The 25,538-nt window shown below is 50.0% G+C and carries 17 protein-coding genes and 2 pseudogenes; 12 read left to right on the top strand and 7 right to left on the bottom strand.

Annotated features, from left to right (window positions below):
* The first annotated feature begins 316 nt into the window (after positions 1-316).
* The 10 genes and pseudogenes from CHL74_RS12795 (at position 317) to CHL74_RS12750 (ending at position 15,812) form a co-directional block, all read left to right on the top strand.
* Positions 317-2,476 (top strand): S8 family peptidase, encoded by a 2,160-nt coding sequence (locus tag CHL74_RS12795; RefSeq protein WP_094881604.1) that lies wholly within the window; start codon positions 317-319, stop codon positions 2,474-2,476.
* 71 nt (positions 2,477-2,547) lie between these two features.
* Entirely contained in the window at positions 2,548-4,119 is a 1,572-nt protein-coding gene (locus tag CHL74_RS12790; RefSeq protein WP_141241333.1) for a hypothetical protein, read from the top strand.
* 416 nt (positions 4,120-4,535) lie between these two features.
* Positions 4,536-6,170, top strand: coding sequence for a beta-N-acetylhexosaminidase (locus tag CHL74_RS12785; RefSeq protein WP_094881602.1), 1,635 nt, complete (start codon positions 4,536-4,538; stop codon positions 6,168-6,170).
* Positions 6,171-6,239: 69 nt separating this feature from the next.
* Positions 6,240-7,031, top strand: a complete 792-nt coding sequence (nagB, locus tag CHL74_RS12780; RefSeq protein WP_094881601.1) for a glucosamine-6-phosphate deaminase — start codon at positions 6,240-6,242, stop codon at positions 7,029-7,031.
* A 29-nt stretch (positions 7,032-7,060) separates the two neighbouring features.
* A complete protein-coding gene (locus tag CHL74_RS12775) occupies positions 7,061-7,720 on the top strand; it encodes a carbohydrate-binding family 9-like protein (protein ID WP_094881600.1) in 660 nt (219 codons plus the stop codon).
* Between the two features lie 136 nt (positions 7,721-7,856).
* On the top strand, positions 7,857-9,506 hold the full coding sequence (locus tag CHL74_RS12770) for a fumarate hydratase (protein WP_094881599.1): 1,650 nt from the start codon (positions 7,857-7,859) through the stop codon (positions 9,504-9,506).
* A gap of 298 nt (positions 9,507-9,804) precedes the next feature.
* On the top strand, positions 9,805-10,209 hold the full coding sequence (locus tag CHL74_RS12765; protein ID WP_094881598.1) for a hypothetical protein: 405 nt from the start codon (positions 9,805-9,807) through the stop codon (positions 10,207-10,209).
* Positions 10,210-10,516: 307 nt separating this feature from the next.
* Positions 10,517-12,874, top strand: coding sequence for a TonB-dependent receptor (locus CHL74_RS12760; protein WP_094881597.1), 2,358 nt, complete (start codon positions 10,517-10,519; stop codon positions 12,872-12,874).
* A 2-nt stretch (positions 12,875-12,876) separates the two neighbouring features.
* Positions 12,877-13,467: a nicotinamide riboside transporter PnuC gene (gene pnuC, locus CHL74_RS12755; RefSeq protein WP_094881596.1), complete on the top strand. Its 591-nt coding sequence runs from the start codon at positions 12,877-12,879 to the stop codon at positions 13,465-13,467.
* Between the two features lie 21 nt (positions 13,468-13,488).
* Positions 13,489-15,812, top strand: a pseudogene (locus CHL74_RS12750) (glycoside hydrolase family 20 protein).
* A 142-nt stretch (positions 15,813-15,954) separates the two neighbouring features.
* Here the strand turns inward: CHL74_RS12750 and CHL74_RS12745 are convergent.
* On the bottom strand, positions 15,955-17,955 hold the full coding sequence (locus CHL74_RS12745) for an OPT family oligopeptide transporter (protein WP_094881595.1): 2,001 nt from the start codon (positions 17,953-17,955) through the stop codon (positions 15,955-15,957).
* A 225-nt stretch (positions 17,956-18,180) separates the two neighbouring features.
* Between CHL74_RS12745 and CHL74_RS12740 the strand changes: the two genes are divergently transcribed.
* Entirely contained in the window at positions 18,181-20,307 is a 2,127-nt protein-coding gene (locus CHL74_RS12740) for a M6 family metalloprotease domain-containing protein (RefSeq protein ID WP_094881594.1), read from the top strand.
* 118 nt (positions 20,308-20,425) lie between these two features.
* Here CHL74_RS12740 and CHL74_RS12735 read toward each other — a convergent pair whose 3' ends face one another.
* From CHL74_RS12735 to CHL74_RS12715, 6 genes and pseudogenes are all read right to left on the bottom strand, one after another.
* Positions 20,426-21,430 carry a carbohydrate porin gene (locus CHL74_RS12735; RefSeq protein ID WP_254923305.1) on the bottom strand — a complete coding sequence of 335 codons (1,005 nt, stop codon included), beginning with the start codon at positions 21,428-21,430 and terminating at the stop codon, positions 20,426-20,428.
* Between the two features lie 133 nt (positions 21,431-21,563).
* Complete coding sequence (locus tag CHL74_RS12730) at positions 21,564-22,262, bottom strand: MgtC/SapB family protein (RefSeq protein WP_217901457.1); 699 nt, start codon at positions 22,260-22,262, stop codon at positions 21,564-21,566.
* 306 nt (positions 22,263-22,568) lie between these two features.
* Positions 22,569-22,850: a PD-(D/E)XK nuclease domain-containing protein gene (locus CHL74_RS16365; protein WP_254923304.1), complete on the bottom strand. Its 282-nt coding sequence runs from the start codon at positions 22,848-22,850 to the stop codon at positions 22,569-22,571.
* The gene (locus CHL74_RS12725) at positions 22,822-23,967 is read right to left on the bottom strand and encodes an ATP-binding protein (RefSeq protein WP_254923303.1); all 1,146 of its coding nucleotides are present in this window, start codon (positions 23,965-23,967) and stop codon (positions 22,822-22,824) included. Before CHL74_RS12725 ends, CHL74_RS16365 begins: the two co-directional genes overlap by 29 nt.
* A 187-nt stretch (positions 23,968-24,154) precedes the next feature.
* Positions 24,155-24,397 (bottom strand): hypothetical protein, encoded by a 243-nt coding sequence (locus CHL74_RS12720; protein WP_094881592.1) that lies wholly within the window; start codon positions 24,395-24,397, stop codon positions 24,155-24,157.
* A gap of 105 nt (positions 24,398-24,502) precedes the next feature.
* Positions 24,503-24,688 (bottom strand): annotated as a pseudogene (locus tag CHL74_RS12715) (type II toxin-antitoxin system HipA family toxin); the annotation flags it as partial.
* 291 nt (positions 24,689-24,979) lie between these two features.
* On the opposite strand from CHL74_RS12715, the gene CHL74_RS12705 reads away from it, so the two are divergent.
* On the top strand, positions 24,980-25,219 hold the full coding sequence (locus CHL74_RS12705) for a hypothetical protein (protein ID WP_141241332.1): 240 nt from the start codon (positions 24,980-24,982) through the stop codon (positions 25,217-25,219).
* Positions 25,220-25,538: the final 319 nt, after the last annotated feature.

Below are 25,538 nucleotides of genomic sequence, written 5' to 3'. Positions count from 1 at the left end.
ACGAATATCGGTTCTGTCACCTGGTCTCAGCTCGTTTTCGTCAAGGTATATGTGAACAAGCTTTGTTTCTTTCTTTTGCTCTACAAACACGTCTTTAAGGTCGAACCAATCCAGCATGTGTTCGGGCAAAAGACATTCTGCAAGGAGTCTATACTTTTCCATATTTATCCGTTCTTTGACTTTATAAACGGACAATATAGTGTTTTTATTGTACTACGATATCCACACACTTTTTCCAGTGGTCCCCAGATAGCAGCTAAATCGCCAAACTTACTAACCTATATATATAATAGGACCCTAAACAAAACTGAAGAGAATGAAAAAGAGAAAAATACTTATAGCAGTCATACTGTCAGCTGCCTTCCATGCTCAGGCACAGAAGCTTTCGCCCAACACAAGCCTGATGCTGAACGATTGGGAAGCACAGAAGAAGGAAGCTGTACAGAAAAACGGAATGAATGCCCCAGCCGACAGAATGGTATCGGCATTTATCAGCGTGGACGACAGCAAGGTGGCAGACGAATTGCGCAAGCACGGCGTGACGGTCCGCTCGGTCCTTGGTGGCGTCGTAACGGCATCGCTGCCCATTTCCTCCATCAACACCATAGCAGCCATTGACGGCGTGACGAACATTCAGGCCGGCACGGAAGCACGCCTCCTCATGGACAACGCACGCGCTGACGCCAACGTGGACGCTTGCCATACAGCCACCGAAAGCCTTGGCGACTACACCGGCAAGGGCGTAGTGGTGGGCATCGTGGACAACGGTTTTGAGTATGCACACGCCGACTTCCTCAAGAACAACTTTACGGAAACTCGCGTGGCACGCGTCTGGGACCAGTCAGCTACGAGTGGCACCGCACCCGAGAAATACGGATATGGCGCTGAATATACCACACTGACGGAGATGAAACTGCAACGCTGTGACATGTCAAAGACTTTCCACGGCACTCACGTGGCTGGCATAGCCGCAGGTTCTGACCAGTCGTCTAAATATTATGGTGTGGCTCCTGACGCAGACATCGTGCTGGTGAGCTTCTCATCGCAGAACACCAGCGTCATCGACGGCATCAAGTATGTGTTTGACTATGCAGAGAGCGTGGGCAAGCCATGCGTCGTAAACATCAGTCTGGGCACACACCTCGGTCCGCATGACGGCACATCAGCCACCGACCGCGCCTTGGCAGAGCTGGTGGGGCCGGGCAGAATAATAGTGGGCGCTGCCGGCAATGAGGGCGCTACGCAGGTGCATGCCTCGAAGACATTCAAGGAAGGCGACACAATGATGAAGACCATGATTGGCTTCAACGACGCTTCTGCCGGCGCCAAGACAGCCCGCATTGACATCTGGAGCGACAAGGACGCTGCGCTGAAAGTGAAGGCTGTGGTGGTGGACACGAACGACGGAAGCATTCTGGCTGAATCGTCAGAGGTGGCTACGGACGGCGCTGCCGACATGAAGTATACGTTCCCAGACGGATGCGGCGTGGAAGGCAATGTGCAGATGGCTCTGCAGGTGGACTCGCACAACGACCGCCCGGAGGTGCTGGCGCTATATCGCACATCCAGCTTCGACAACAACCGCCGCATCGGACTGGTGGTAACCGGCAGCGAGGGCAGCACCGTGCACATGTGGAACTGTGACGTGACGGGCAACTTCCTCAGCGAGGGCAAGGCAGGATGGACAGACGGCGACGCCAACTACACCATAGCAGAGATTGGCGGCATCAGTCCTGACGTCATCACAGCAGGATCGTATAATACCAAAGACAGCTATCAGAACTTCATGGGCAACGTGTACGACCTCAATCCTGAGGTGGTGGGCAATCTCGGCGAACGTTCGCTCTTCTCAAGTTGCGGTCCCACAACAGACGGACGCTACAAGCCGGACGTAGCAGCTCCCGGATGCGCCATCGTTTCAGCTACATCAAAGTATTATCAGGGCTTCTTCCCGTTGACAACGGTGGACAAGAGCAGCTACAACAACGACTATTATGACGTGAACATGGGTACGTCAATGTCGTCACCCTTCGTGGCTGGCACCGTGGCACTCTGGCTTCAGGCCAACCCGACACTCACCCCGGCTGACATCCGCTCCATTCTGAACGCTTCGTCACGCCATGACTATAACACCGGCAGCGCAGACTCATGCGACCGCAACAAGTTGGGCGCAGGCAAGATAGATGCTTACGCAGGTCTGCAGATTGCAGCCGGCAAGACCGGCATCAGCGACACGCAGACTGACGTACAGCTGTTCAGCATCACAACGGACCACAACGCACGCACCGCACAGGTGATGTACGCAGCCAAGGGCAACGCCACACTCAGCATCTACACCACCACCGGACAGAAGGTAGCAGCCAAGAAAATCACAGCCAGCGGACAGACCGTCAGCCTCTCACAGCTCAGCCACGGCGTCTACGTGTTCAGACTGGAGCAGGGAGGAACTGCTCATACGGTGAAAGCGACACTTTAACAGTTGAGAGTTGAAAGTTGAGAGTTGAAATAAATAATCATTAACCATAACTTAAAAAACAAAAAGACATCATGAAAAAAACTTTACTTTCCGTATGTCTTGCCGCACTTTCACTGACAACAGTGTCGGCACAGGATGAGAAGCCCTTCACCGAAAAGCCAAAAGGTGAGGTAGTAAATCTTTACCGTTCGTCGAAGGGTTACTACGGCTTCTTTGGTAACGCCAAAGCTTATACATCCCACGGCGAGTGGACCCGTATGGTATTCGCCGAGGACGGAGCTGTATGGCTGGAGAACCCCATCAGCAGCCTCTATGGCAAGTCGTGGATTAAGGGCTATAAGGCACAGGGCGACACCATCGCCTTCGACCTTCCGCAGGTAATCTGGGAAGAGACCTTCAACGACGTCACCAGCTACGGCAAGCTCTACAAGATGGTTGTGGAGGAAACCGACAAGTACGGAACTTACGTAAGAGACGAGGAATCGCAGACTCTGAAATATCTCTGGAAGGACGGCAAGCTGACACTTTGCGAGGATATGGCTTGCGGTATGTGTACACCAAGCGGCGGTTGGACCGGTTACGGCGAAAACTACTTCGAGGGCATCAACATCGAGAACACCAACATCAAACCTTCGGAGAACGCAAAGGTTTATGACGGTCTGATGCTTTACCTCGACCTCAGCGACCAGGCACAGCAGTGGCCGGTGAAGTACGCCATCGACGGTGACGACGTTTATCTCGGCAACCTCTCCACTAACCTCAAGGGTTACTGGATTAAGGGTACGATGAAGAACAACGAAGCGACATTCCCGTCAACATCGTTCGTGGGCATCGACACCACAACAGTATGCTATGCTTATGCTTCACGCGTGGACTATAAGACAGCCTACACTCCATACGGCGACGCTTATGACAGCACCTACATAGTGAAGGAGCCGCTCGTATTCACATACGACCCGTCAGCCAACACACTCTCTTCAAAGCAGAAGATGGGCATCCATCAGAGCGACGGCGAGCGTGAGCCGCTGAAGAGCACAGACATCTTCGACGTTTACCGCGTGCCTCTGATCAGCCCGTGGGTGGAGAAGCCTAACAGCCCGCTGCCTCCGAAGTTCTCTTCATATATGCCTTGGTACACCGGCGTGACACCTGCATACGGTGGCGTGGAGTTCCTCTTGAGCTATTACTCAGTGGACGGCAACTACCTAGACCCGTCAAAGCTCTACTACAGCTTCTACATCGACGGCGAGATGCTGACATTCACACCGGAGGAATATCCGAACGTGGAGAAGGAGATGGACCTCGTGCCTTACACATTCGACGACGACCTCCACTTCTACAAGATTGACGACAACACACGCCGCCTCTACTACTTCCACGAGCCGAAGGTGAAGGTGGGCATGGAAGCTCTCTACGTGGACGAAGTGGACGGCAAGCCCGTAACTTACTCGTCAGGCATCACAGAGTACTACATCTCTGACCCGACTGGCATCAAGACCACAACTCCAGAGGAAAGCAAGGTGGAGTCAATCACATTCACCGACCTCTCAGGACGTCAGATTCTGCGTCCTGGCAAGGGCGTATACATCCGCACCATCACTATGAAGGACGGCACAAAACAGTCGAAGAAGGTGGTAAGATAATTCAAACAATTAAGAAATAAATGTTGAGAGTTTTGAGTCAGAACGGCTCTAAGCTCTCAACTTTTTTTATATTATTCCAAAATCACAACCACTTATTAAAAAAATGCCTACGAAGAGTAAAGCATTAAAAAAGATAAAGAAAATGAGGATTTTGATGAATTGTCTTTGATGGTCGGCAATTAATTGTTAACTTTGCATAAACAAACAAAGCATAACCGCTACGGCGGTAAATGAGAAAACCGATTTTCAACTAACTCATGACTGCTTATTTAGTTACAACTACTACTACAATCAAACAAAAAGTGTTCCGGTGTGACACCGGAGCACTTTTGCAATTTAACAAAAATGTATAGAATAAGCAGCCACGACACACCACACCCCATGACTTCTTAAAACTAAAACAAATTCACTTAGGTATGAACAGAATTATAATAATCATATCTCTCATCATGACAATGATAACAACCACGACAAGCGCCGCGGTCAAGGCGAGCTACGACATCGTGCCGTTGCCAGCAAGCATAAGCATGCAGAAAGGCGAACCCTTCATGCTCTCCTCTGCTACACGCATCGTATACGTAGGCAGTGACGAGGCGATGAAGCGTAACGCAAAGTTCCTCGCAGACTATCTGGCTCAGACCACCGGCATAAAGCTCTCCACTAACGCAGCTTCAGGCAAGGCACAGAAAAACGCCATCACAATCTGCACGGACAGCAAGATGGGCGAAGAGACTTATAGCATCAGCGTGGACAAGAAAGGCATCGTCGTTACCGGCGGTTCGGCGAAGGGCGTGTTCTACGGCATTCAGACGCTGCGCAAATCTGTGCCCGTCAGCAAAACGGACAACATAGAGCTAAGTGCGGTAAGAATAGCTGACCAGCCACGCTTCGGTTATCGCGGCATGATGCTCGACTGCTCGCGCCACTTCTTCACCGTGGACTTCATCAAGAAATATCTCGACCTCATGGCTATGCACAACATGAACGTCTTTCACTGGCATCTCACCGACGACCAGGGATGGCGAATCGAGATAAAGAAGTATCCGCGTCTTACGAGCATAGGATCAAAGCGTTCGGGAACCATCGTCGGATTCAACTCGATGGTAGACGACCAGAGAGAATACGGCGGATTCTACACTCAGGATCAAGCTCGCGAAATAGTGGAGTACGCACGCCAACGATACATCACCGTCATCCCCGAGATTGACATGCCAGGACACATGAAGGCTGCTCTCGCCGCCTATCCCGAGCTCGGATGTACGGGCGGTCCTTACGAGGTGGGACACAGATGGGGCATCTATCTGGACGTGCTCTGCCTCGGCAACGAGAAGATTTATGCTTTCTGCGAGGACGTACTGAAAGAGCTTTCTGACATATTCCCTGCCGAATACGTCCACATCGGAGGCGACGAAACGCCTACAGAGCGTTGGGCAGAATGTCCGAAATGCCAGGCAGTGGCTAAGGAGCACGGACTGACAGCAAAGACGCTGCAGGGCTACTTCACCAACCGCATGGAGCGATTCCTCAATCAGAACGGAAAACGCATAATAGGCTGGGACGAGATTCTGGAAGGCGACATAAACCAGAGCGCCACCATCATGAGTTGGCGCGGAACCGCCAACGGAGAGAAGGCGGCAGAAAAGGGACATGACGTTATAATGTCGCCCACGACATACTGCTACTTCGACTTCTGCCAGACGGACACCAGCACACTCTACGAGCCGTCACCCCGTGACGGATTTATCAGCGTGGAGAAGGTTTACGGTTACGAACCGCTCGCAGAAGGCATGTCAGAAAAGGCAAAGAGCCACATCCTCGGAGTGCAGGCTAACGTTTGGACAGAATATCTGGCTTGCCCGCAAGCCGTGGAATACTACAGTCTTCCGCGTATGTCGGCGCTCAGCGAGGTGCAGTGGAGCAGCGCCCCGAAAGACTTCGGTGCCTTCAAGCAAAGACTGACACGCATGACCAGCCTCTTCAAGCTCTGCGGATATACATACGCACACCACCTGTGGCCCGAAGAGATGATCTCGCCGTGGGAGGACAATTAAACCACACGGATATACATATTTATATATATATTGTAAACATAATCAACTAACATACATATTTATAATATTATGAGACTAATTATTGAAAAGGATTATGACCAGCTGTCAAAGTGGGCTGCTGAGCATGTTATCGAGCGTATCAACAAGTTCAACCCGACACCCGACCACAAGTTCGTGCTCGGTCTGCCTACCGGTTCATCACCCATCGGCATGTATCGTGCTTTGGCACAGGCTTGCAAGGAGGGACGCGTATCCTTCAAGAACGTCCTCACTTTCAACATGGACGAATATGTAGGTCTGCCTGAGAGCCACCCCGAGAGCTACCACTCATTCATGGCAAAGAACTTCTTTGACCACGTGGACTGCCCGAAGGAGAACATCCACATCCTCAACGGCAACGCAGAGGACCTCGAGGCTGAGTGCGCTCACTACGAGCAGATGATTGAGGAAGCAGGCGGCATCGACCTCTTCATCGGCGGCATCGGTCCTGACGGACACATCGCTTTCAACGAGCCGGGATCTTCACTCGCTTCACGTACACGTATGAAGACTCTGACCACAGACACCATCGTGGCTAACTCACGCTTCTTCGACAACGACGTTAACAAGGTTCCGACAACAGCTCTCACAGTAGGCGTTGGCACTGTTATGTCTGCACGCGAGGTGATGATCCTCGTAAACGGCCACAACAAGACACGCGCTCTACAGGCTGCAGTGGAGGGTCCTGTTACACAGATGTGGACCATCTCTGTTCTCCAGCTCCACCAGCACGGCATCATCGTTGCTGACGAGGCTGCTACCGATGAGCTGAAGGTCAGCACATACCGCTACTTCAAGGACATCGAGAAGAACAACCTGTAAGAAGACGGTGGTTTAACAAAAACCAATATATGGAGAAGAAATTCAACATAAAGCGAATCTCAGCCACCAATGTAAAGGCGGCTGAGATTTGTCGTATTATGGACGAAGCCGGAATAGGTTTCGTACCCGTGGACAACCATTGCTGGGCAGAGGCGTTCCCCTATCGCCCGAAGATGGAAGTAAGAATGGTGCACAACGGCGCACAGCTGCTCATCAACTACCGAGTGACTGAGGAGACGGTGCGTGCCGTGGCTCCTCACGACGACGGCAATGTATGGGAAGACTCGTGCTGCGAGCTGTTTCTCTCGCCTGTGGCAGACGGCACTTACTATAACATGGAGTGCAACGCCGCAGGAACAATGCTCATAGGCTTCGGTCCGAAGCGCGAGGGACGCGAGAGAGCACCGCAGGAAGTGCTCGATAAGGTGGACCGCTGGTCGTCGCTCGGACGCACTCCCTTTGACAACATCGAGGGAGAGCAGACATGGCAGCTTTGCCTCGCCGTACCGACAGAGGCTTATTATCATCACCATCTGGAATCATTCGCAGGACTTCAAGTAAAGGGAAACGTGTATAAGTGCGGCGACAAGCTGCCTCACCCACATTTCCTCTCGCTCTACCCCATCGACCTTCCCAAGCCCGACTTCCACAGACCCAACTTCTTCGGAAGCGTGGTTTTCGAGAAATAGACAGGAAGACATGTATTAAAGAAATCATTCATTTTACATTTATAAAAAATGGATGATTTCTTTTTGTTTTGTCTCCGATTTGCAGTATCTTTGCAGATAGAATAAAAAACCAAACACTTTTAAACAATATAACATTATGGCATCCACACCAGATTTCAAGTATGCTCCTATGTTCCAGATGGGCAAGGACACTACTGAATACCGTCTGCTCACCAAGGAAGGCGTAAGCACCGGCGAGTTTGAAGGCAAGACAATACTGAAGGTTTCGAAGGAAGCACTCACACTGCTCGCACAGCAGGCTTTCCACGACGTTGAGTTTATGCTCCGTCGCGAGCACAACCTCCAGGTGGCTAAGATTCTCTCAGACCCTGAGGCATCAGAGAACGACAAGTATGTGGCTCTCCAGTTCCTCCGCAACGCAGAGACTGCAGCCAAGGGCGTGCTTCCCTTCTGCCAGGACACCGGTACAGCCATCATCCACGGCGAGAAAGGCCAGCGCGTATGGACCGACTTCGAGGACGAAGAGGCTCTCTCACTCGGCGTATACAACACCTTCACACAGGACAACCTCCGCTACTCGCAGAACGCTCCGCTCAATATGTATGACGAGGTGAACACACGCTGCAACCTCCCCGCACAGATAGACATCGAGGCTACTGAGGGCGACGAATATCGCTTCATAATGGTGGCAAAGGGTGGCGGCTCAGCCAACAAGACATACTTCTACCCCATGACAAAGGCCACAATCCAGAACGAGGGCACACTGCTCCCCTTCCTCGTGGAGAAGATGAAGAGCCTCGGTACAGCGGCTTGTCCTCCGTACCACATCGCATTCGTCATCGGTGGAACATCAGCAGAGAAGAACCTCCTGACAGTGAAGCTCGCTTCCATCAAGTACTATGACTCGCTCCCCACAACAGGCGACGAGACAGGACGTGCTTTCCGTGATATCGACCTCGAGGAGAAGCTCCTCAAGGAGGCTCACAAGATCGGACTCGGCGCACAGTTCGGCGGCAAGTATCTTGCTCACGACATCCGCGTAATCCGTCTGCCGCGTCACGGCGCAAGCTGCCCCATCGGAATGGGCGTAAGCTGCTCTGCAGACCGCAACATCAAGGCTAAGATCACAAAGGACGGTGTGTTCCTTGAGAAGATGGACGCTAATCCTTCAGAGCTTATCCCCGAAGAGCTTCGTCGTCCGGGCGAAGGCACAAAGGGCATCGAAATTGACCTCGACAAGGGTATTGACGCTGTTCGCGCAGAACTCTCAAAGTATCCTGTAAGCACACGCGTCAACCTCAAGGGCACCATCATCGTGGCTCGCGACATCGCACACGCCAAGCTGAAGGCTCGTCTGGACGCTGGTGAACAGATGCCAGAATACTTCAAGAACCACCCGATTCTGTACGCAGGACCTGCAAAGACTCCGGAAGGATATCCTTGCGGATCAATGGGCCCGACAACAGCCAACCGTATGGACCCGTACGTTGACGAGTTCCAGGCTAACGGCGCCAGTCTTGTGATGATTGCCAAGGGCAATCGCTCACAGGTGGTTACAGACGCATGCAAGAAACACGGCGGTTTCTATCTCGGCACCATCGGTGGCGTAGCCGCTGTTCTCTCACAGAGCAGCATCAAGAGCATCGAGTGCGTGGAGTATCCGGAGCTCGGCATGGAGGCCATCTGGAAGATTACAGTGGAGGACTTCCCCGCATTCATCCTCGTGGATGACAAGGGCAACGACTTCTTCCAGCAGCTTAAGCCTTGGTGCCCCAACTGCAAGTAATGACTACTGACGCATAAAAACACTTGTGGTCCCAACGATGCCACACAAACCATGACCTATAAAGGCTATTGGATATAGCGACATCGTTGGGACTCAAGATAATCTCTCATAAATTCCTGTTAAAGGAAAGGATACGAAATAAAAAACCCACATCCCAACATTATAATATATATATAGACAAAGAGTACAAACTGTACATTAAGTTTACGCACTGCTACAAAACACACTACACGTTTAAAGACTTAACTACGATATAAAAAGAGAATCGCTAATTGTAAAATATAAATAACGTGTAATTATGGAAACTGCAAAGAACGATAAGAATGAGATTATGGTGAACTGCGTGAACAAGAAACTCGTCGCAGCAATCAAAAAACTGAAGATGGAAATACAAAGACGCATCGAACACGAACGCGAGCTGCAGAAGGCTTCACAGCCAAGCGCAAAAGCACTCGTTTCTGCAATCATCTTCAAGGACACAGAAGGAAACACACAGACGGTCTTGCAAGTAAAGACCTACGTATCACCACGTTTTCTGGAAAGATGCCTTAACAACCAGTGCCTTTGGGAACTTGATGAGTCGGCATACCCTACAGAGAACGGACTCTGCCGCGCCCTTGCCAACATGAAGCGCGATAAGGGCTATGAGATGAACGACATCTACAACATCAATGATTTTGAGACAGTTGTAAGCAACGCATAACGCTACAACTAAATTAGTAAACACCTCCATAACCGTGACAAAAGTCACGGTAGGGATGGTTTGCACCCTAAAAATTACATTATTACGAAAAAAAGATATACCTTTGCAATGGTTTACGAAGCGTAAGCCAAGGGGTGGCGGAACATTTCCGTCTGAGATAATACCCTCAGAGCTGATCCGGACAATACCGGCGTAGCGAAAAAAGGTACGAACAAGACATAAAAAGCCATAACCCCTTTTTGTGTATTTATATAGTCTTAGGTATAGATTGCTAAGATTCAGGAGAACTATTAAAACATTAAAAAAGATGAAGAAAATCATCAGCGCAGCTATGGCTGCAGCATGTGTTGTACCGTCACAGGCAGAGAACACACAGACAAAGCTCGACACCACTAACGTGCAGAACATCAGCGAGGTAGTGGTTAAGGCTGTTCGCGCTCCTCAGAGCGCACCATTCGCCATCACTAACGTACAGAAACAGCAGCTTCAGGATTTCGCCAAGAGCGGAAAGGAGCTTCCGTTCCTCTTCGCACGCACTCCGGGTGTGCTCTCATGGAGCGAGAACGGCGTGGGAACCGGTACAACATACATGCGTCTGCGTGGCGCTGCTGACAGCCGCATCAACGTAACTATTGATGGTGTGCCTCTCAATTCGCCTGAAGACCAGTGCGTATTCTGGGCAAATATGAACAGCTACGCTTCACTCTTGGGAAGCGCACAGATTCAGCGCGGTATCGGAACGTCCACTAACGGTGACGGCGCTTTCGGCGGAATCATCTCACTTGCGACTGCCACACCGGCAGAAACACCTGCTCTGGAGCTTACAGGATCGTACGGTTCGTTTAATACAATGAACGCTGGAGCAAGCTTCTCAACAGGACTTCTCTGGAATCATCTCATCTTCGACGGCGCTTATCACGAGACAAGCACGGACGGATTTATCCACGGTACGGCAGGTCGCTCAGGATCTTACTACGGCGGACTGACATGGCTCGGCAACAAATACAAGATCAGCTATAAGAATATCGGCAACTTCGAGAAGACAGGACAGGCATGGAACGGAGTGGCTGCATGCAACTACGACGGCGACACAAGTCTGCGCGACTACGGCATGCAAAACTATACTGACATGTATGAGCACGGATTGGGCAAGTTTAACTCGCTCTATGAGGAGCTCATATTCCCTGACACCAAGGACGGAAAGTTCACCACCAAGCGCTATCAGATGCGCGACGGTAGCTATTGGGACAAGACCACGGACAACTTCTATCAGAACCACAACATCCTGAACTTCGCCTGGACGCCTTCAGAGCACTGGAAGCATAGCGTAACACTCCATTATACTTACGGTTACGGCTACTATAAGGAGTTCAAGCAGAACGCCACACTGGCTTCAAAGTTCGGTATCAACGAGACATACATCAACGACAGCGGCAAGACAAAGTACACCAAGTCGGACGCCATCCGTCAGAAGGGTCTTACACAGAACAATTACGGCGCACTCTATAACGTATCCTACACTGACGGTGCATGGGACGTTGTCGGAGGTGCCAGCATGCAACTCTTCCGCTGCAACCACTGGGGCTACGTGACATACATCGCCGACGAGGCTATAGAGAAGAAGTATCTCGGCAACGGAAAGTATAAGTATTACGACTCGGACGCTCACAAGAACGACTGGAGCGCATTCATTAAGGCCAACTATAAGTTCGGCACCGGATGGAATTACTTCGTAGACTTGCAGATGCGCTACGTCAACTACACTACGGACGGCATCAACGACCGCTTTGTAAGTGATGCCAACGGTAAGTACACAAACCAGAACCTTGACGTCAAAGAGAACTATTTCTTCGTCAATCCGAAGACCGGCATCAGCTACACGCACAACGGACACAAGGCATACGCATCACTCGCATACGCCAACCGTGAACCGGAACGCAACAACTTCACCAACAACGGCAGCTACGGCGCACCAAGCCCGGAACGCCTCCTCGACCTTGAATGGGGCTATCAGTATCAGGGCAAGAACTGGTTTGCAGGCGTCAACTTCTACTATATGAACTATGTCAACCAGTTTGTGATGACCGGAGAGAAGAGCGACATCGGCGAATCGCTGACCACCAACATCAAGAACAGCTATCGTCTCGGCGCTGAGATATCAGCAGGATGGAGCCCGCTGTCATGGTTGTCGTTCGAAGGCAATGCCGCTCTCAGCCAGAACAAGCTGAAGAACTTTGACGAGTGCGTGGAAGACTGGGACAACGGATCTACATGGAACCATTACGACAAGTCTACTCTCGCTTACTCGCCATCTGCCATCCTCAACGGATTCGTAGATATCCACTTCGCCGGTTTCCGTGCAACATGGCACACTAACTACGTGAGCAAGCAGTATCTCGACAATTCAGAGAGCGCTGACCGTCAGCTTCCCTGCTACTCACAGACCAACATCAACGCCAGCTATACATTCAATTTCGGCAAGCGCGTACTCGGTCTGAAGCAGGTGGTGCTCGGCGCTGACTTCAACAACATCTTCGACCATCACTACGCAGCATCCGGCTACGTCTACTACGACTGGTATTATCAGGGCAAGCGCACATCCACACTCGCCTATATACCAATGGCAGGATTCAACTGCATGGGACATCTGACACTTAAGTTCTAAGTATGGCAGAATACCTCTCCATCCATTGGCTCGACATCACCACCACCATCCTCGGCATCGCCTACATCGTACTGGAGTACAGGGCGAGCATTCTGCTGTGGATTATCGGCATAGTGATGCCAGCCATGGACATATATTTATATTGGAGTCATGGACTTTACGGCGATGCCGGAATGGCGGTTTACTACACAGTGGCCGCCATCTACGGCTACGCTATATGGAAGTTCGGACGCAAGAGCAAAGGGAAAGACGAAAGCGAGATGCCTATAACGCACTTCCCGAAACGCCTCATCCTTAAGACCACAGCCGTATTCTTCCTCGCATGGGGAGCCACGTATTACGTGCTGAAGGAGTATACGGGAAGTACGGTGCCCGTGCTTGACGCATTCACCAACGCCATGAGCTTCGTAGGACTGTGGGCACTTGCCCGTAAGTACGTGGAGCAATGGGTGTTCTGGATTGCCGTGGACGCCATCAGCTGTTACCTTTATATAATAAAGGGCATCCCCTTCAAGGCTGGACTTTACGGAATGTACGTCGTAATAGCCGTAATGGGATATATGAAGTGGAAAAGAATGGCAATCAAAGAATAGAAGTATACTTAAAAACAAACTATGAATAAAAAACTACTGACAGGAGCTTTGGCTGCAATGGCCTTCCTCCTACCCTCTACCGCAGCGGGACAGACTGCGGACTTCAACATCATTCCGCGTCCGCAGCAGGTGAACGTCAGCAATGACGCACCATTCACGCTGAACGCAAAGACCGTCATCAGCCTTGGCACCAACAACCAGGACATGAAGCGTAACGCCAATATGCTCGCCTCTTACATCGAGCAGACAACCGGCATCCGCCCCGCTGTCGGAAAGAGCAAGAACGGCGCTGCCATCGTCCTCACCATCGACAAGACCATCGCCAATGCTGAGGGATACAAGCTGGACGCTGACGCAAAGCAGATACGCATCGCAGGTGCATCAGCAGCAGGCGTTTTCTATGGCATCCAGACTCTGCGCAAGTCGCTGCCTCTCGTCAACGGCAAGGCATCGAAGGTAAGCATTCCAGCCGTTCACATCGCTGACGCACCACGCTTTGCCTATCGTGGCACCCATCTCGACGTATCACGCCACTTCGTAACTGCCGACTCCGTGCGCCAGTTCATCGACATGCTCGCGCTGCACAACATCAACCGCTTCCATTGGCACCTTACTGACGACCAGGGATGGCGCATCGAGATAAAGAAGTATCCGTTGCTCACACAGATTGGTTCGAAGCGTGCGCAGACCGTCATCGGTCACAATTCAGGCAAGTATGACGGCAAGCCTTACAGCGGTTCTACACCCAGAAACAGATTCGCGACATCGTCAAGTATGCCGCAGACCGCTATATTACCATCGTTCCTGAGATTGACCTGCCCGGCCACATGCAGGCTGCTCTCGCCGCTTACCCGGACATGGGCTGCACCGGCGGTCCTTACGAGGTGTGGCAGAAGTGGGGCGTGTCTGACAACGTGCTCTGCGCCGGCAACGACAAGACCCTTACATTCATTGACAATGTGCTGAAGGAAATCACACAACTCTTCCCGTCTAAGTATATTCACGTTGGTGGCGACGAGTGTCCGAAGACCCAGTGGCAGAAGTGCCCCAAGTGTCAGGCACGCATCAAGTCTCTTAACCTTGAGGCTAAGGACGGTCATTCTGCTGAGGAACGTCTTCAGAGCTACATCATCACACATGCTTCCAACTACCTGAAGTCGCTCGGACGCAACACAATCGGATGGGACGAGATACTCGAAGGCGGACTCGCTGAGGGCGCCACTGTTATGTCATGGCGTGGCGAATCGGGAGGCATTGCCGCAGCAAAGCAGCATCACGACGTGGTGATGACACCTAACAGCTATCTCTACTTCGACTATTATCAGTCGCTCGACAAGGCCAACGAGCCTCTTGCCATCGGTGGTTACCTGCCCCTTGAGACCGTCTATTCTTACGAGCCGATGCCCAAGGAGCTGACAGCTGACGAGGCACGCCACATCATCGGCGTACAGGCAAACATCTGGACAGAGTATATGCCCACTTTCAAGCAGATGCAGTATATGGCTCTGCCCCGTTTGGCAGCACTCAGCGAGGTGCAGTGGAGCCAGCCCGCACTGAAGGACTACAACAGCTTCACCAACCGTCTGACAGAGTTCACTCACCTGTATGACCGTCTCGGGTATAACTACGCCAAGCATCTCTATAACGTGGCCATTCACGTAGACAGCGACAATAAGTGGCGCGAGATTCTCATCCACATGACCACAGCCGGCAATGCTGAGATTCGCTACACACTCGACGGCACCGAGCCGACAGCCAACAGCACTCTCTATACAGGCGCTATCGTTTTGCAGAAGTCGGCAAAAATCCGTGCAGCTGCCTTCCGCAACGGCAAGAGAAGCAGCGTGACCAGCCAGGACATCAGCTTCAACAAAGCCACAGCATGCCCCGTAGAACTGCTCCAGCCCACTCACAAAAACTACACATATAAGGGTGGAGCCACTCTCACTGACGGACTTCTCGGTGACAAGGGCTTCGGCACTGGACGCTGGCTCGGCTTCAGCGGCAACGACCTTGAAGCAATCATCGATCTTAAGCAGAACACCGATGTCTCAAGCGTGAGCCTCAACACCTGCGTGGACAAGGGATCATGGATTTTCGATGCACGCAACATCGAGGTGAGCGTGTCTGCCGACGGCAAGTCATTCACAAAGGTGGCAAGCAAGTCACTCCCCGCACTTGAGGAGCAGACACCTGACAACATCTACACTTACGAGCTGACTTTCCCGCAGACCACCACACGTTACGTGAAAGTGACTGCCACATCAGAGCACAACATCCCTGAGTGGCACGGCGGCAAAGGCAAGCCTGCCTTCCTCTTCGTTGACGAAATCAGCGTGAAGTAGAGTTAGGAATTAGGAATTCCATCCCTAACAAATAATAAATAATAAATAACAAATAATAATTACCAATTAAAAAAGCTTTAATATTGGGCATTCATCCCCAATATTAAAGCCTTTTTTATTATTCTTTTATATTCCAATCGCCTTACTTCTTCACCTTCGTAGCGAATACGAAGTAACCGATGAGGCAGCAGTAAGCCACGAGCGATGCCACCTGCGAAAGCGGGTTGGCAAGCCATCCGCTCATCCATTCTTCGCTGACGAGATGTATGTCGCAGAAGCGCAGGATGGCAGAAACAACGCCCATAAGCGCACCACCGGCAATGAAACCGCTGGCAATCAGCGTACCCTTCTCATTGCGTTCACGGTTGACCTCCGGGTTCTTCGAGCGTGACGAAACAAACCAGCTGATGATACCACCCATGAGAAGCGGAGTGTTAAGCTCCAACGGAATAAACATACCGAGAGCGAAAGCAATGGCAGGAATCTTAAAGTAGGTCAGCACCACAGCGATGACAGCACCGATGCCATACAGCGCCCAAGGAGCGCCCACACCGTTCATCAACGGATCGATGACGGCAGCCATAGCATTGGCCTGCGGAGCTGCGAGCTGTCCGCTTGCAAACCCGTATGTCTGGTTGAGGATAATCATAACACCCCCCACGGTAGCAGCCGAAACCAACGTACCGAGGAACTTCCATGTCTCCTGCTTCTTCGGAGTGGTTCCGAGCCAATAGCCGATCTTGAGGTCAGTGATGAATCCGCCAGCCATAGAGAGAGCCGTGCAGACCACGCCGCCCATGATAAGCGCAGCCACCATACCGCCAGTGCCTTTCATTCCAACAGCCACGAGCACCACAGAAGCAAGGATAAGCGTCATGAGCGTCATGCCCGACACGGGGTTAGATCCCACGATGGCGATAGCGTTGGCAGCGACAGTAGTGAAGAGGAAGGCGATGACAGCCACAAGCAGGATGCCCACAATGGCGAAGAGCAGATTGCCCTCCATAACGCCGAACCAGAAGAACAAGAATGTCACGATAAGCGTAACAATGGAACCGATGGCAATAATCTTGAACGAGATGTCGCGCTGTGTGCGGACAGTCTCTTCACCGTCATTCTTACCACCCTTCATCTCTTTGGCAGCCAGCGACACAGCACCCTTGATGATGCCCCACGACTTGATGATGCCGATGATACCAGCCATAGCGATGCCACCGATACCGATGCTCTTGCCATAGTTCTTGAATATCTCCTCAGCACTCATCTGACCCACAGTCTGCGTGATTTCCGGATTCCATATATTCAGCACCTGGTCATGGAACACTATGGACATACCGGGCACGATAAGCCACCAAACCACGAACGAGCCGAGGCAGATAATGAATGCATACTTCAGACCGATGATATAGCCCAAGCCGAAGACAGCCGCTCCTGTGTTTACCTTAAAGACGAGCTTTGCCTTGTCAGCAGCCATAGCGCCCCACTCCACCACACGAGTGGTAAAGGTCTCGTTCCACCATCCCACTGTGGCAACGATAAAGTCGTAAAGACCGCCTACCAGACCGGCGAGAAGCAACGGCTTTGCCTGATTGCCACCCTTTACGCCGCTTACGAGCACCTGCGTCGTGGCAGTAGCCTCAGGGAAAGGATACTTGCCGTGCATGTCCTTGACGAAATACTTGCGGAACGGAATCATAAACAAGATGCCGAGGATGCCGCCGAGCAATGACGACATAAACACCTTGACGAACGACACGCTCATCTCCGGATACTTGGCCTGCAGGATGTAGATGGCAGGGAGCGTGAAGATGGCACCCGCAACTATGGTTCCAGAGCAGGCGCCGATACTCTGGATGATGACATTCTCGCCGAGAGCCTTGTTGCGCTTCGCAGCGGTTGACACACCCACAGCAATAATGGCGATAGGGATGGCAGCCTCAAACACCTGTCCTACCTTCAAGCCGAGATAAGCAGCAGCGGCAGAGAAGAGCATCGCCATTACGATACCCCACGTCACCGACCATGCGTTCACTTCGGGATAGTCCCTCTTCGGGTTCATCACCGGCTCATACTGCTCGCCGTCCTTCAGTTCGGTGAAGGCATTTTCGGGAAGCTGAATGATTTCTTTTTCGTTTTCTTCCATGTTTAGTTATGTTTTATGGTTAATAATAATATGCTTATACAGAGTGAGTACAAAATTAATTAAAAAAGAGTGAAAAAAGAGGGTTACAATAATATTTCTGAACAAAACTGTAAGATGCGGAAATAAAAATGTGTAATTTTGCATTTGTTTTAACTACTACTGACAATAAACTATCTTATTTCATATTAGCATTAACATTTTTATTTATATAACCAATCACACTTTATGAGAAAGACAATACTGTCATTATGCCTTGCGTTTCTCGCTACGGCCTCATGGGCAGCCCCTGCCAAGAAAGGTCTTACGCGCGTAATACGCCTCACAGACGGCACAGAGCTGACCGTCGAGCTCAAAGGCGACGAGTTTCTGCATTACTATCAAGCAGCAGACGGAAAGTGCTACACCGACAACGGCAACGGCACCTTTGTGCCCTTCGACCTTGAGACAGGAAAAGCCAATGCCATGGCAAAGCGTGCTGCCATGCAGCAGGCAAGCCAGAAGATGAAAGCCAAGCCGCTGCGCTCTATGCAGCAGAACGCAGGTCCGAACAAGGCGTTCGGCGACGGAACAGGATATTACGGCAAGAAGAAAGGACTCATCATCCTCGTGGAGTTCCCAAACAAGAAGTTCAAGAGCGGACACGACAACGAGTTCTACACAAAGCTTGCCAACCAGGAGAACTACGTGGAGGGCGTATTCAAAGGCTCGGTACGCGACTACTATTATGCTCAGAGCAACGGTCAGTTTGAGCTGACGTTTGACGTTATCGGCCCTATCACCGCACCGGAGAACTATAACTACTACGGTCAGAACAACGCCAGCAATAGCGACTCACACGTAGGCACGCTCGTCGCATGGGCATGCAAGGAAGTAAAGGACAAGGTGGACTTCCACGACTACGACTGGGACGGCGACGGATATGCTGACCAGGTGTTCGTTCTCTACGCCGGACCCGGTGAGAACAACACCAACAACAGCGACCTCATCTGGCCGCACATGTTCTATCTCTCAAACAGCGACATCGGTCAGGCTGTATACATCAATGGTGTATACGTCGACACATACGCATGCTCTTGCGAGCTCAACGGATATGGCACAGCGGACGGTATGGGCACCATCTGCCACGAGTTCTCACACTGCCTCGGCTATCCTGACCTCTACGACACCACATACAGCGGCAGCTACGGTATGGACGCGTGGGACCTCCTCCATCAGGGATGCTACAACGGCAACGGATTCAGCCCCGCCAACCTCACCGGATACGAGCGCTGGATGGCAGGATGGACAACTCCCGTGGAGCTCAAGACCGACACCGTCGTAAGCGATATGAAGTCGCTCACAGACTACGGCGAGACATACATTATCTATAACGAGCAGAACAAGAACGAGTTCTACTTCGTGGACAACCGCCAGCGTACAGGATGGGACGAGAGCATCCCCGGCAACGGTCTTCTCATCACACACGTCGACTATAACAAGAAAGCATGGCACTCCAACAGCGTGAACAACGACCCCAACCATGAGCGCATGACTCCGTTCCACGCAGACGGATGGAACAACCGTACGGGCTCGACAATGAGAACTGCGGACGGCGACCCCTATCCTTATCAGAACAACGACAGCCTTACAAACACTTCTATACCTGCCGCCACACTCTACAACGTCAACGTGGACGGACGCCAGTATATGAATAAGGCCATGCTCGACATGAAGCGCAACGGTGACGGCACAATGTCATTCCGTTTCCGCGGTATGCAGGGCACATCCAACCATGAGCCGGGCGACGTGCTCTTCAACGAGACCTTCGACGGTTGCGCCTCAACGGGTGGCAACGACGGCATCTTCAACAAGGGTGCCAACGGATCGTTCAAGCCCGACGTAGCAGGATGGACCTACTCTAACAAGGCTTACGGCGCCAACAAGTGCGCACGCTTCGGCACCGTGACTCTCCCCGGCGATGCCATCACTCCTATCTTCAGCATCAACGGCAAGACCGTCCTCACCTTCAAGGCAGCTCCCTGGCTCGGCAAGGACAACACGCTGGACGTATTCTGGGGCAACCAGATGCTGAAGCGCATCTTCATGGACGACGGCAAGTGGACTGACGTTACCATTGAGTTCGAGGGAACCGGATACAATTCGCTGACCTTCTCAGCAGAAGACCGCTTCTTCCTCGACGAAGTGAAGGTGATGGTTCCGTCTGGCGAGACCGGCATCGTTACCGTAAAGAACGATAATCTCAAGAACGTACGCAAGGGTGTCTACACCATTGACGGACGTTATCTTGGAACAGACGTCAACCGTCTCGGTAAGGGCCTCTACATCGTAGACGGCAAGAAGATGGTGAAGTAATATACAATTGAGAGTTAAGAGTTGAGGGTTGAGAGTTATGATTACCTTAGATAACAATCAGAATATTATCTATAAAACAAATCATAACTCTCAACCCTCAACTCTTAACTTTTAACTTTTAGAAGCTATAGTAAAGTCGTGCGCTTAGCACCGTGAAGTCGCCATTGGCATTATTTACATACTGAAACGTTGGCTGTATGGCTATATTCTTGTTTATCTGTCTTTTCCACGTCAACTCCAACGAATATTCCTTTCCCTGATGATAACATGCATACTGTCCTGACACGCCACACTCATTGAGGCTGTCGCGGTAAGCTCCTCCAATCTCCGCATACCTGTAACATCCGCTCCTATGGGACGTATTCTCCGAATACTGTGCCATGAGCGATACGTCCTTATCCGCCGACCTCCATAAGCTCTGTTCGCCATACACCCACCAGGCGCAAGTGGTCTTACGCTCCGCTTCGTCCGCAGACACCATCTCGCCCTCATCGTCAATAGTGAACTGGCGCGTATGGACAGCCACGCCTGCAAAGTAATTGCCACGATCGTGCGAATACTCCAGCTGAGCCATGTCGAAGATGCCGTCCTTCTTGGGACGAACGAGGAACGGATTGTCACCGTGTTTCCATCCGTTATATCCCACACCGTTATACAGACTGTTGCGGAACAGCCATCCTCCCTTATGCACGTCAAAGTAGACTGTCAGCCCAGAGAAGGGATAATTGGCTATAGGATAACTTGACGCTATCGTGGGCACGATGCCGCAAGAGCTGTTGGTGAAGAGCGCCGTGATGTCCGACGTGAAGAAGTCCTCATTCACATTGCGCACACCCACGAACACATGCCCCGCCTTCCATTCATGCATGTAGCCCAGCACGGCAATGCCGCCGAACATATTGTCAGCCTCAATGTTGGAGAAGCCCTGCCAGTCGTCAATGATGCCGTCGTTGGTCTTAGCCACATGCAGCGTGGCAGCCTCAAAGGTGCCCCCATTCCACAGCGCGACGTTAAGCTCCAGTCGGAGCAGATTCACAAAGTTGGTGTTCTTGTTCATGTCCCACTGCCATTCCGCAGTATACGTGCCGCTGAACGTCTTGGCTTGGGACAACGAAAAATTCATAATGTTAAATAATAGTGTAAGAGCAATTATACGCTTCATTCTTTTTTCTTTCTATTCTTCTTAGTTTTATAAGGCATTCTTATTGTAGTAGCAAAGGTATAACTTTTCGGTATTTTACGCAAATATTCCTAACTTAGAAATCCTCCTGCGGCGTTTCTCTTCTGTCCCATCCAGCGCTGCTCACCTCCGGACTCGAGCGCAGACGCGACACCACAAGGTCGAGCAACACCTTGTGTTCGCCCAGTATCTGTATGTCGCAGCATACCATTACGTTCTTCTCGCCATCCCCCTTATAGAACATCGAGTTCATCTTCACCTCCTTGTTGAAGGCGAGCATGTCCATGATGATGCTCTGAATCAGGTCCGACGCACTTCGCTGACACTCCACGCGTATGGTGTAATGATAAACCTTGGTGGTGCACTTCACAATGTACTTGCATAAGGGTCGGAGCAGGCAATGCGTCAGCAGCACGAATATCACCAGCACAAATCCTTCCTTATACATAGCCACGCCCGAAAGCGTTCCGCATGCAGCCGAACACCATATCGTCGCTGCCGTATTCAGACCTCTAACGGTGAATCCCTCCTTCAGAATAAGTCCACCACCCAGAAAACCAATACCCGAGACAATCTGCGCCGCCACACGTGAAGGGTCGCCACTATCCGTGGTCATCGTTACGGACAACACCGTGAAGGCAGCCGATGCCAACGCAACGAGGATGTTGGTGCGAAGTCCGGCATTATGCTGACGGAACTGCCGCTCCAAGCCAATCAATGCGCCCATCAGAAAGGCGCAACCTATTCTGAACATATAATCAGTCATTTCCATCATTTTATTATTTATTAATTATTATTTATTAGTGATTAGTGATTAATTATTAGTGAGTATGTGTGTTAAAAAAAAGTGTATAATAGGCATCCTGCTGTCGTACTGCGTGCTCACACGATGGCTCAAGACGCTGTATATAAAGGCGTTTAAGCGCTGGTTATAAAAGAGAGTTGTCATAAAACAATAAAAAACAATCGGTCAGACAAAGGGTTTATCTATAAATACTTGATTGAACTTTCGCAAGTTCAGTACTTGATAAGTCTTTGTCTGACCGATGCGTATGACGGCTTGAGGTTGCAGGAGTAGCTTTTACACTTCCTTCCAATCCACCAGTCCCTTTCCCTTGTCATCCAGTTCTATGGCAATAGCAACGACTTTTCGTTTGTCAGCTTTGAATGGCTCGGTATATTGCTTGGTTCTTATTTGTTCGGTTGCTGCGTCAATACCACCGTTGTTGCTTAGCTTCAATTCAAGGACATAGATGAAGTTGGTTGTTTCCACCACCATGTCTATTCTGCCCGTAGCAATCATCTTCTCTACTTCCACCCTACAACCGATGGCATTAAAGATGGTGCTCAATATCAAATACAATCTTGTATAGAGCCTTGCGAACTTCATGGTTTGGAATGCCAAGCATATAGATGCCTTCTGTATAACTTTTTATTGTAAGATATCCCGATTGGTAGAGGAACAGTTCAGCACCTCCTCCTGTCACATCCGAAGTCTCCAAAGTATCGCTGTCTATTGGGCAATCTTCAAAATTCTTCATTTTTATCTCCATGTCATCCACAAATTTAGGAAGCAGTGAGGTTGCACCGGATGAAGCCCAATAATTCTTCAGTTTGGAATCAGCAAGGGCATTGATAAGACAGAACGGATTGAATATATCCGCCATATTTTCATGGCAGAAATGATAGCCATCGTAATATGCTGTCAACTGTGCTACGGCTTCATCGAATGTCCATCCTTTACTTACTGCCAGCTTGTTGATTTCTGGCTTGAAATCACGCAGCATCTCTTCTTTGGTAATGCCGCAGATGGCAGCATATTCCGGGTCGAAACTGATGTTGCTCAGATTATTGAGCACAGAGAAGAGAGAAATCTGTGTAAACTTGGTTATGCCTGTGATGAAGACAAACTTCTCGTATTTGTCGTTGGCTTTCAATATGGCAAACACCTCTCTATAGATGCTGGTGCATGCTTCGTGCTGAGGAGTCTTCCATGAATGTTGCAATGGAGAGTCGTACTCGTCAATGAGGATAGCCACTTGTTGTCCGGTTTTGCTGTAAGCACCCTCAATTATGTTCTTGAATCTTACGGCAAGAGAGCTATCTTGGCGCACTACAATTCCATACTCCGTCTCTAAAGTATGAAAAGCATCGTCAAGATAACTTCGCACTGTTTCAGGTCCAGCACCTGCATGACTCATATCAAGTCGGATGACAGGTCGCTTCACCCATTCCTTCTCCATTTCCATTATCTTCAACCCCTCGAATAGTTCCTTCTTTCCCATGAAGTAGGCTTCGAGAGTATCAACCAGCACAGACTTGCCAAAGCGGCGTGGGCGGCTCAGGTAATTATACTTCTTTCCTTCATTGGCAAGTTGCCAGATAATATCAGTCTTGTCAACATAAAGGTATCCTTCCTTTCTCATTTCCTCAAAAGACTGGATGCCTACGGGCAATCTTCTATTGTTTGTCTCTACCATAGCTATGGATTTTTGTTTCTTATTGCAAATATACAATGGTTTTTCCAAATATCCATGTTTTACCGCTCTTCTTTGAGTATAATTATGCCTTAATGCTTTCGTTTAAAGACAATAGCATTGACCGATTGTAGTTTTTATTCGGCATGAGCCTTCAACCATTCCAATCTGCGCTGATCGGGCAAATGCTTTACTTGGAAAACCATGTCATTTTTTCATAGCTTCCTGCGGGTTCAAAGCCTAAGACGTTGCTCGTCCTACCATAATATATATAACTTTTGTCTGTTCGCAGATTGCTAAGCACGGCAATGGAGTTCTCGCACATAGCATACGATTTTGCGATGAGGCGAAATCGCTGTTCCTCGTCCTCATCAAACAGGCCATCCATCTGTTGGCGCAATTTCTCATTCAGTTTGTCGTCAATCTCACTCATAACTAATATGATTATGAGTGCAAAATTAGACTAAGAAAATTATAATCACAAATAACTAATTGAAAATATCACTCCTAATGGTTATTTATCAGTATGACAATTCTCTTAGAAGTCTTTATTCTTTACACCTACAGCTACCATGTCCTCTATAGAGGGATGAGCCGAATTGTTTACTGATGTAGCGTGTTCGCCATTATATCCCTCTGTGCAATGGGTAAGGTCGTATGCAGGAGCCAAATGCCAGTGCCATTTGTTGTCCTTGTCTTTGGTAACAATAAAGCTGAAATTCTTTCGTTTTCATAATCAATTTAAGCTCATTTTATCTCTTATAGGCTTTTTTCTTGTTCATGTTTCGCTTTATCTCTTGCAGTTCTTCCATTGTGTCATATTTCCGTTGGGAGAAGATATGTTTCGTATATCTCGTACATCTCACTACTTGAGGACGAAGGACATTGGGACGAGGCACGTATTGCATACGAACATCTTGAGTATATAAAGCCAAAGCTACCTTTGCTTTTCGCATTGGAAACTGTGGGCGAGTATATCATCGCAGAATTGCTGACACAGAACAGACGAAACGTAGTGGAGAAGCTATGGACAAAACAAGCGGCAAAATATACAACGAGCAATAGCAAATACTCGCCAAGCAAGCTTGCCGCTCTTTATGCCATAGAACTGTTGCATAACAAAGACGAAAAGAAAGCCTTGCAACTATATGAAGAACTGCAAAGACGCAAAGTCATGTTCTATCTGCCAGGTGAAACGGCTATGGCACTAAGTATTGTCGAGCAAATTTTGCAGGGTTGTAATAAACGGTTGTAGAATGCAGTATGTATTCGTATTTGACATGTAAAATCTGTGAAAATCCGCAACACAAACATTTCTGAAGAAATTATGGACCACTGGAAAAAGTGTGTGGATATCGTAGTACAATAAAAACACTATATTGTCCGTTTATAAAGTCAAAGAACGGATAAATATGGAAAAGTATAGACTCCTTGCAGAATGTCTTTTGCCCGAACACATGCTGGATTGGTTCGACCTTAAAGACGTGTTTGTAGAGCAAAAGAAAGAAACAAAGCTTGTTCACATATACCTTGACGAAAACGAGCTGAGACCAGGTGACAGAACCGATATTCGT

Origin of the sequence: Prevotella sp. 885, assembly GCF_002265625.1 — a bacterium.
Taxonomy (GTDB): domain Bacteria; phylum Bacteroidota; class Bacteroidia; order Bacteroidales; family Bacteroidaceae; genus Prevotella.
Note: the sequence above shows the minus strand (reverse complement) of the source record. Positions and strands in the feature narration are given on the sequence as shown.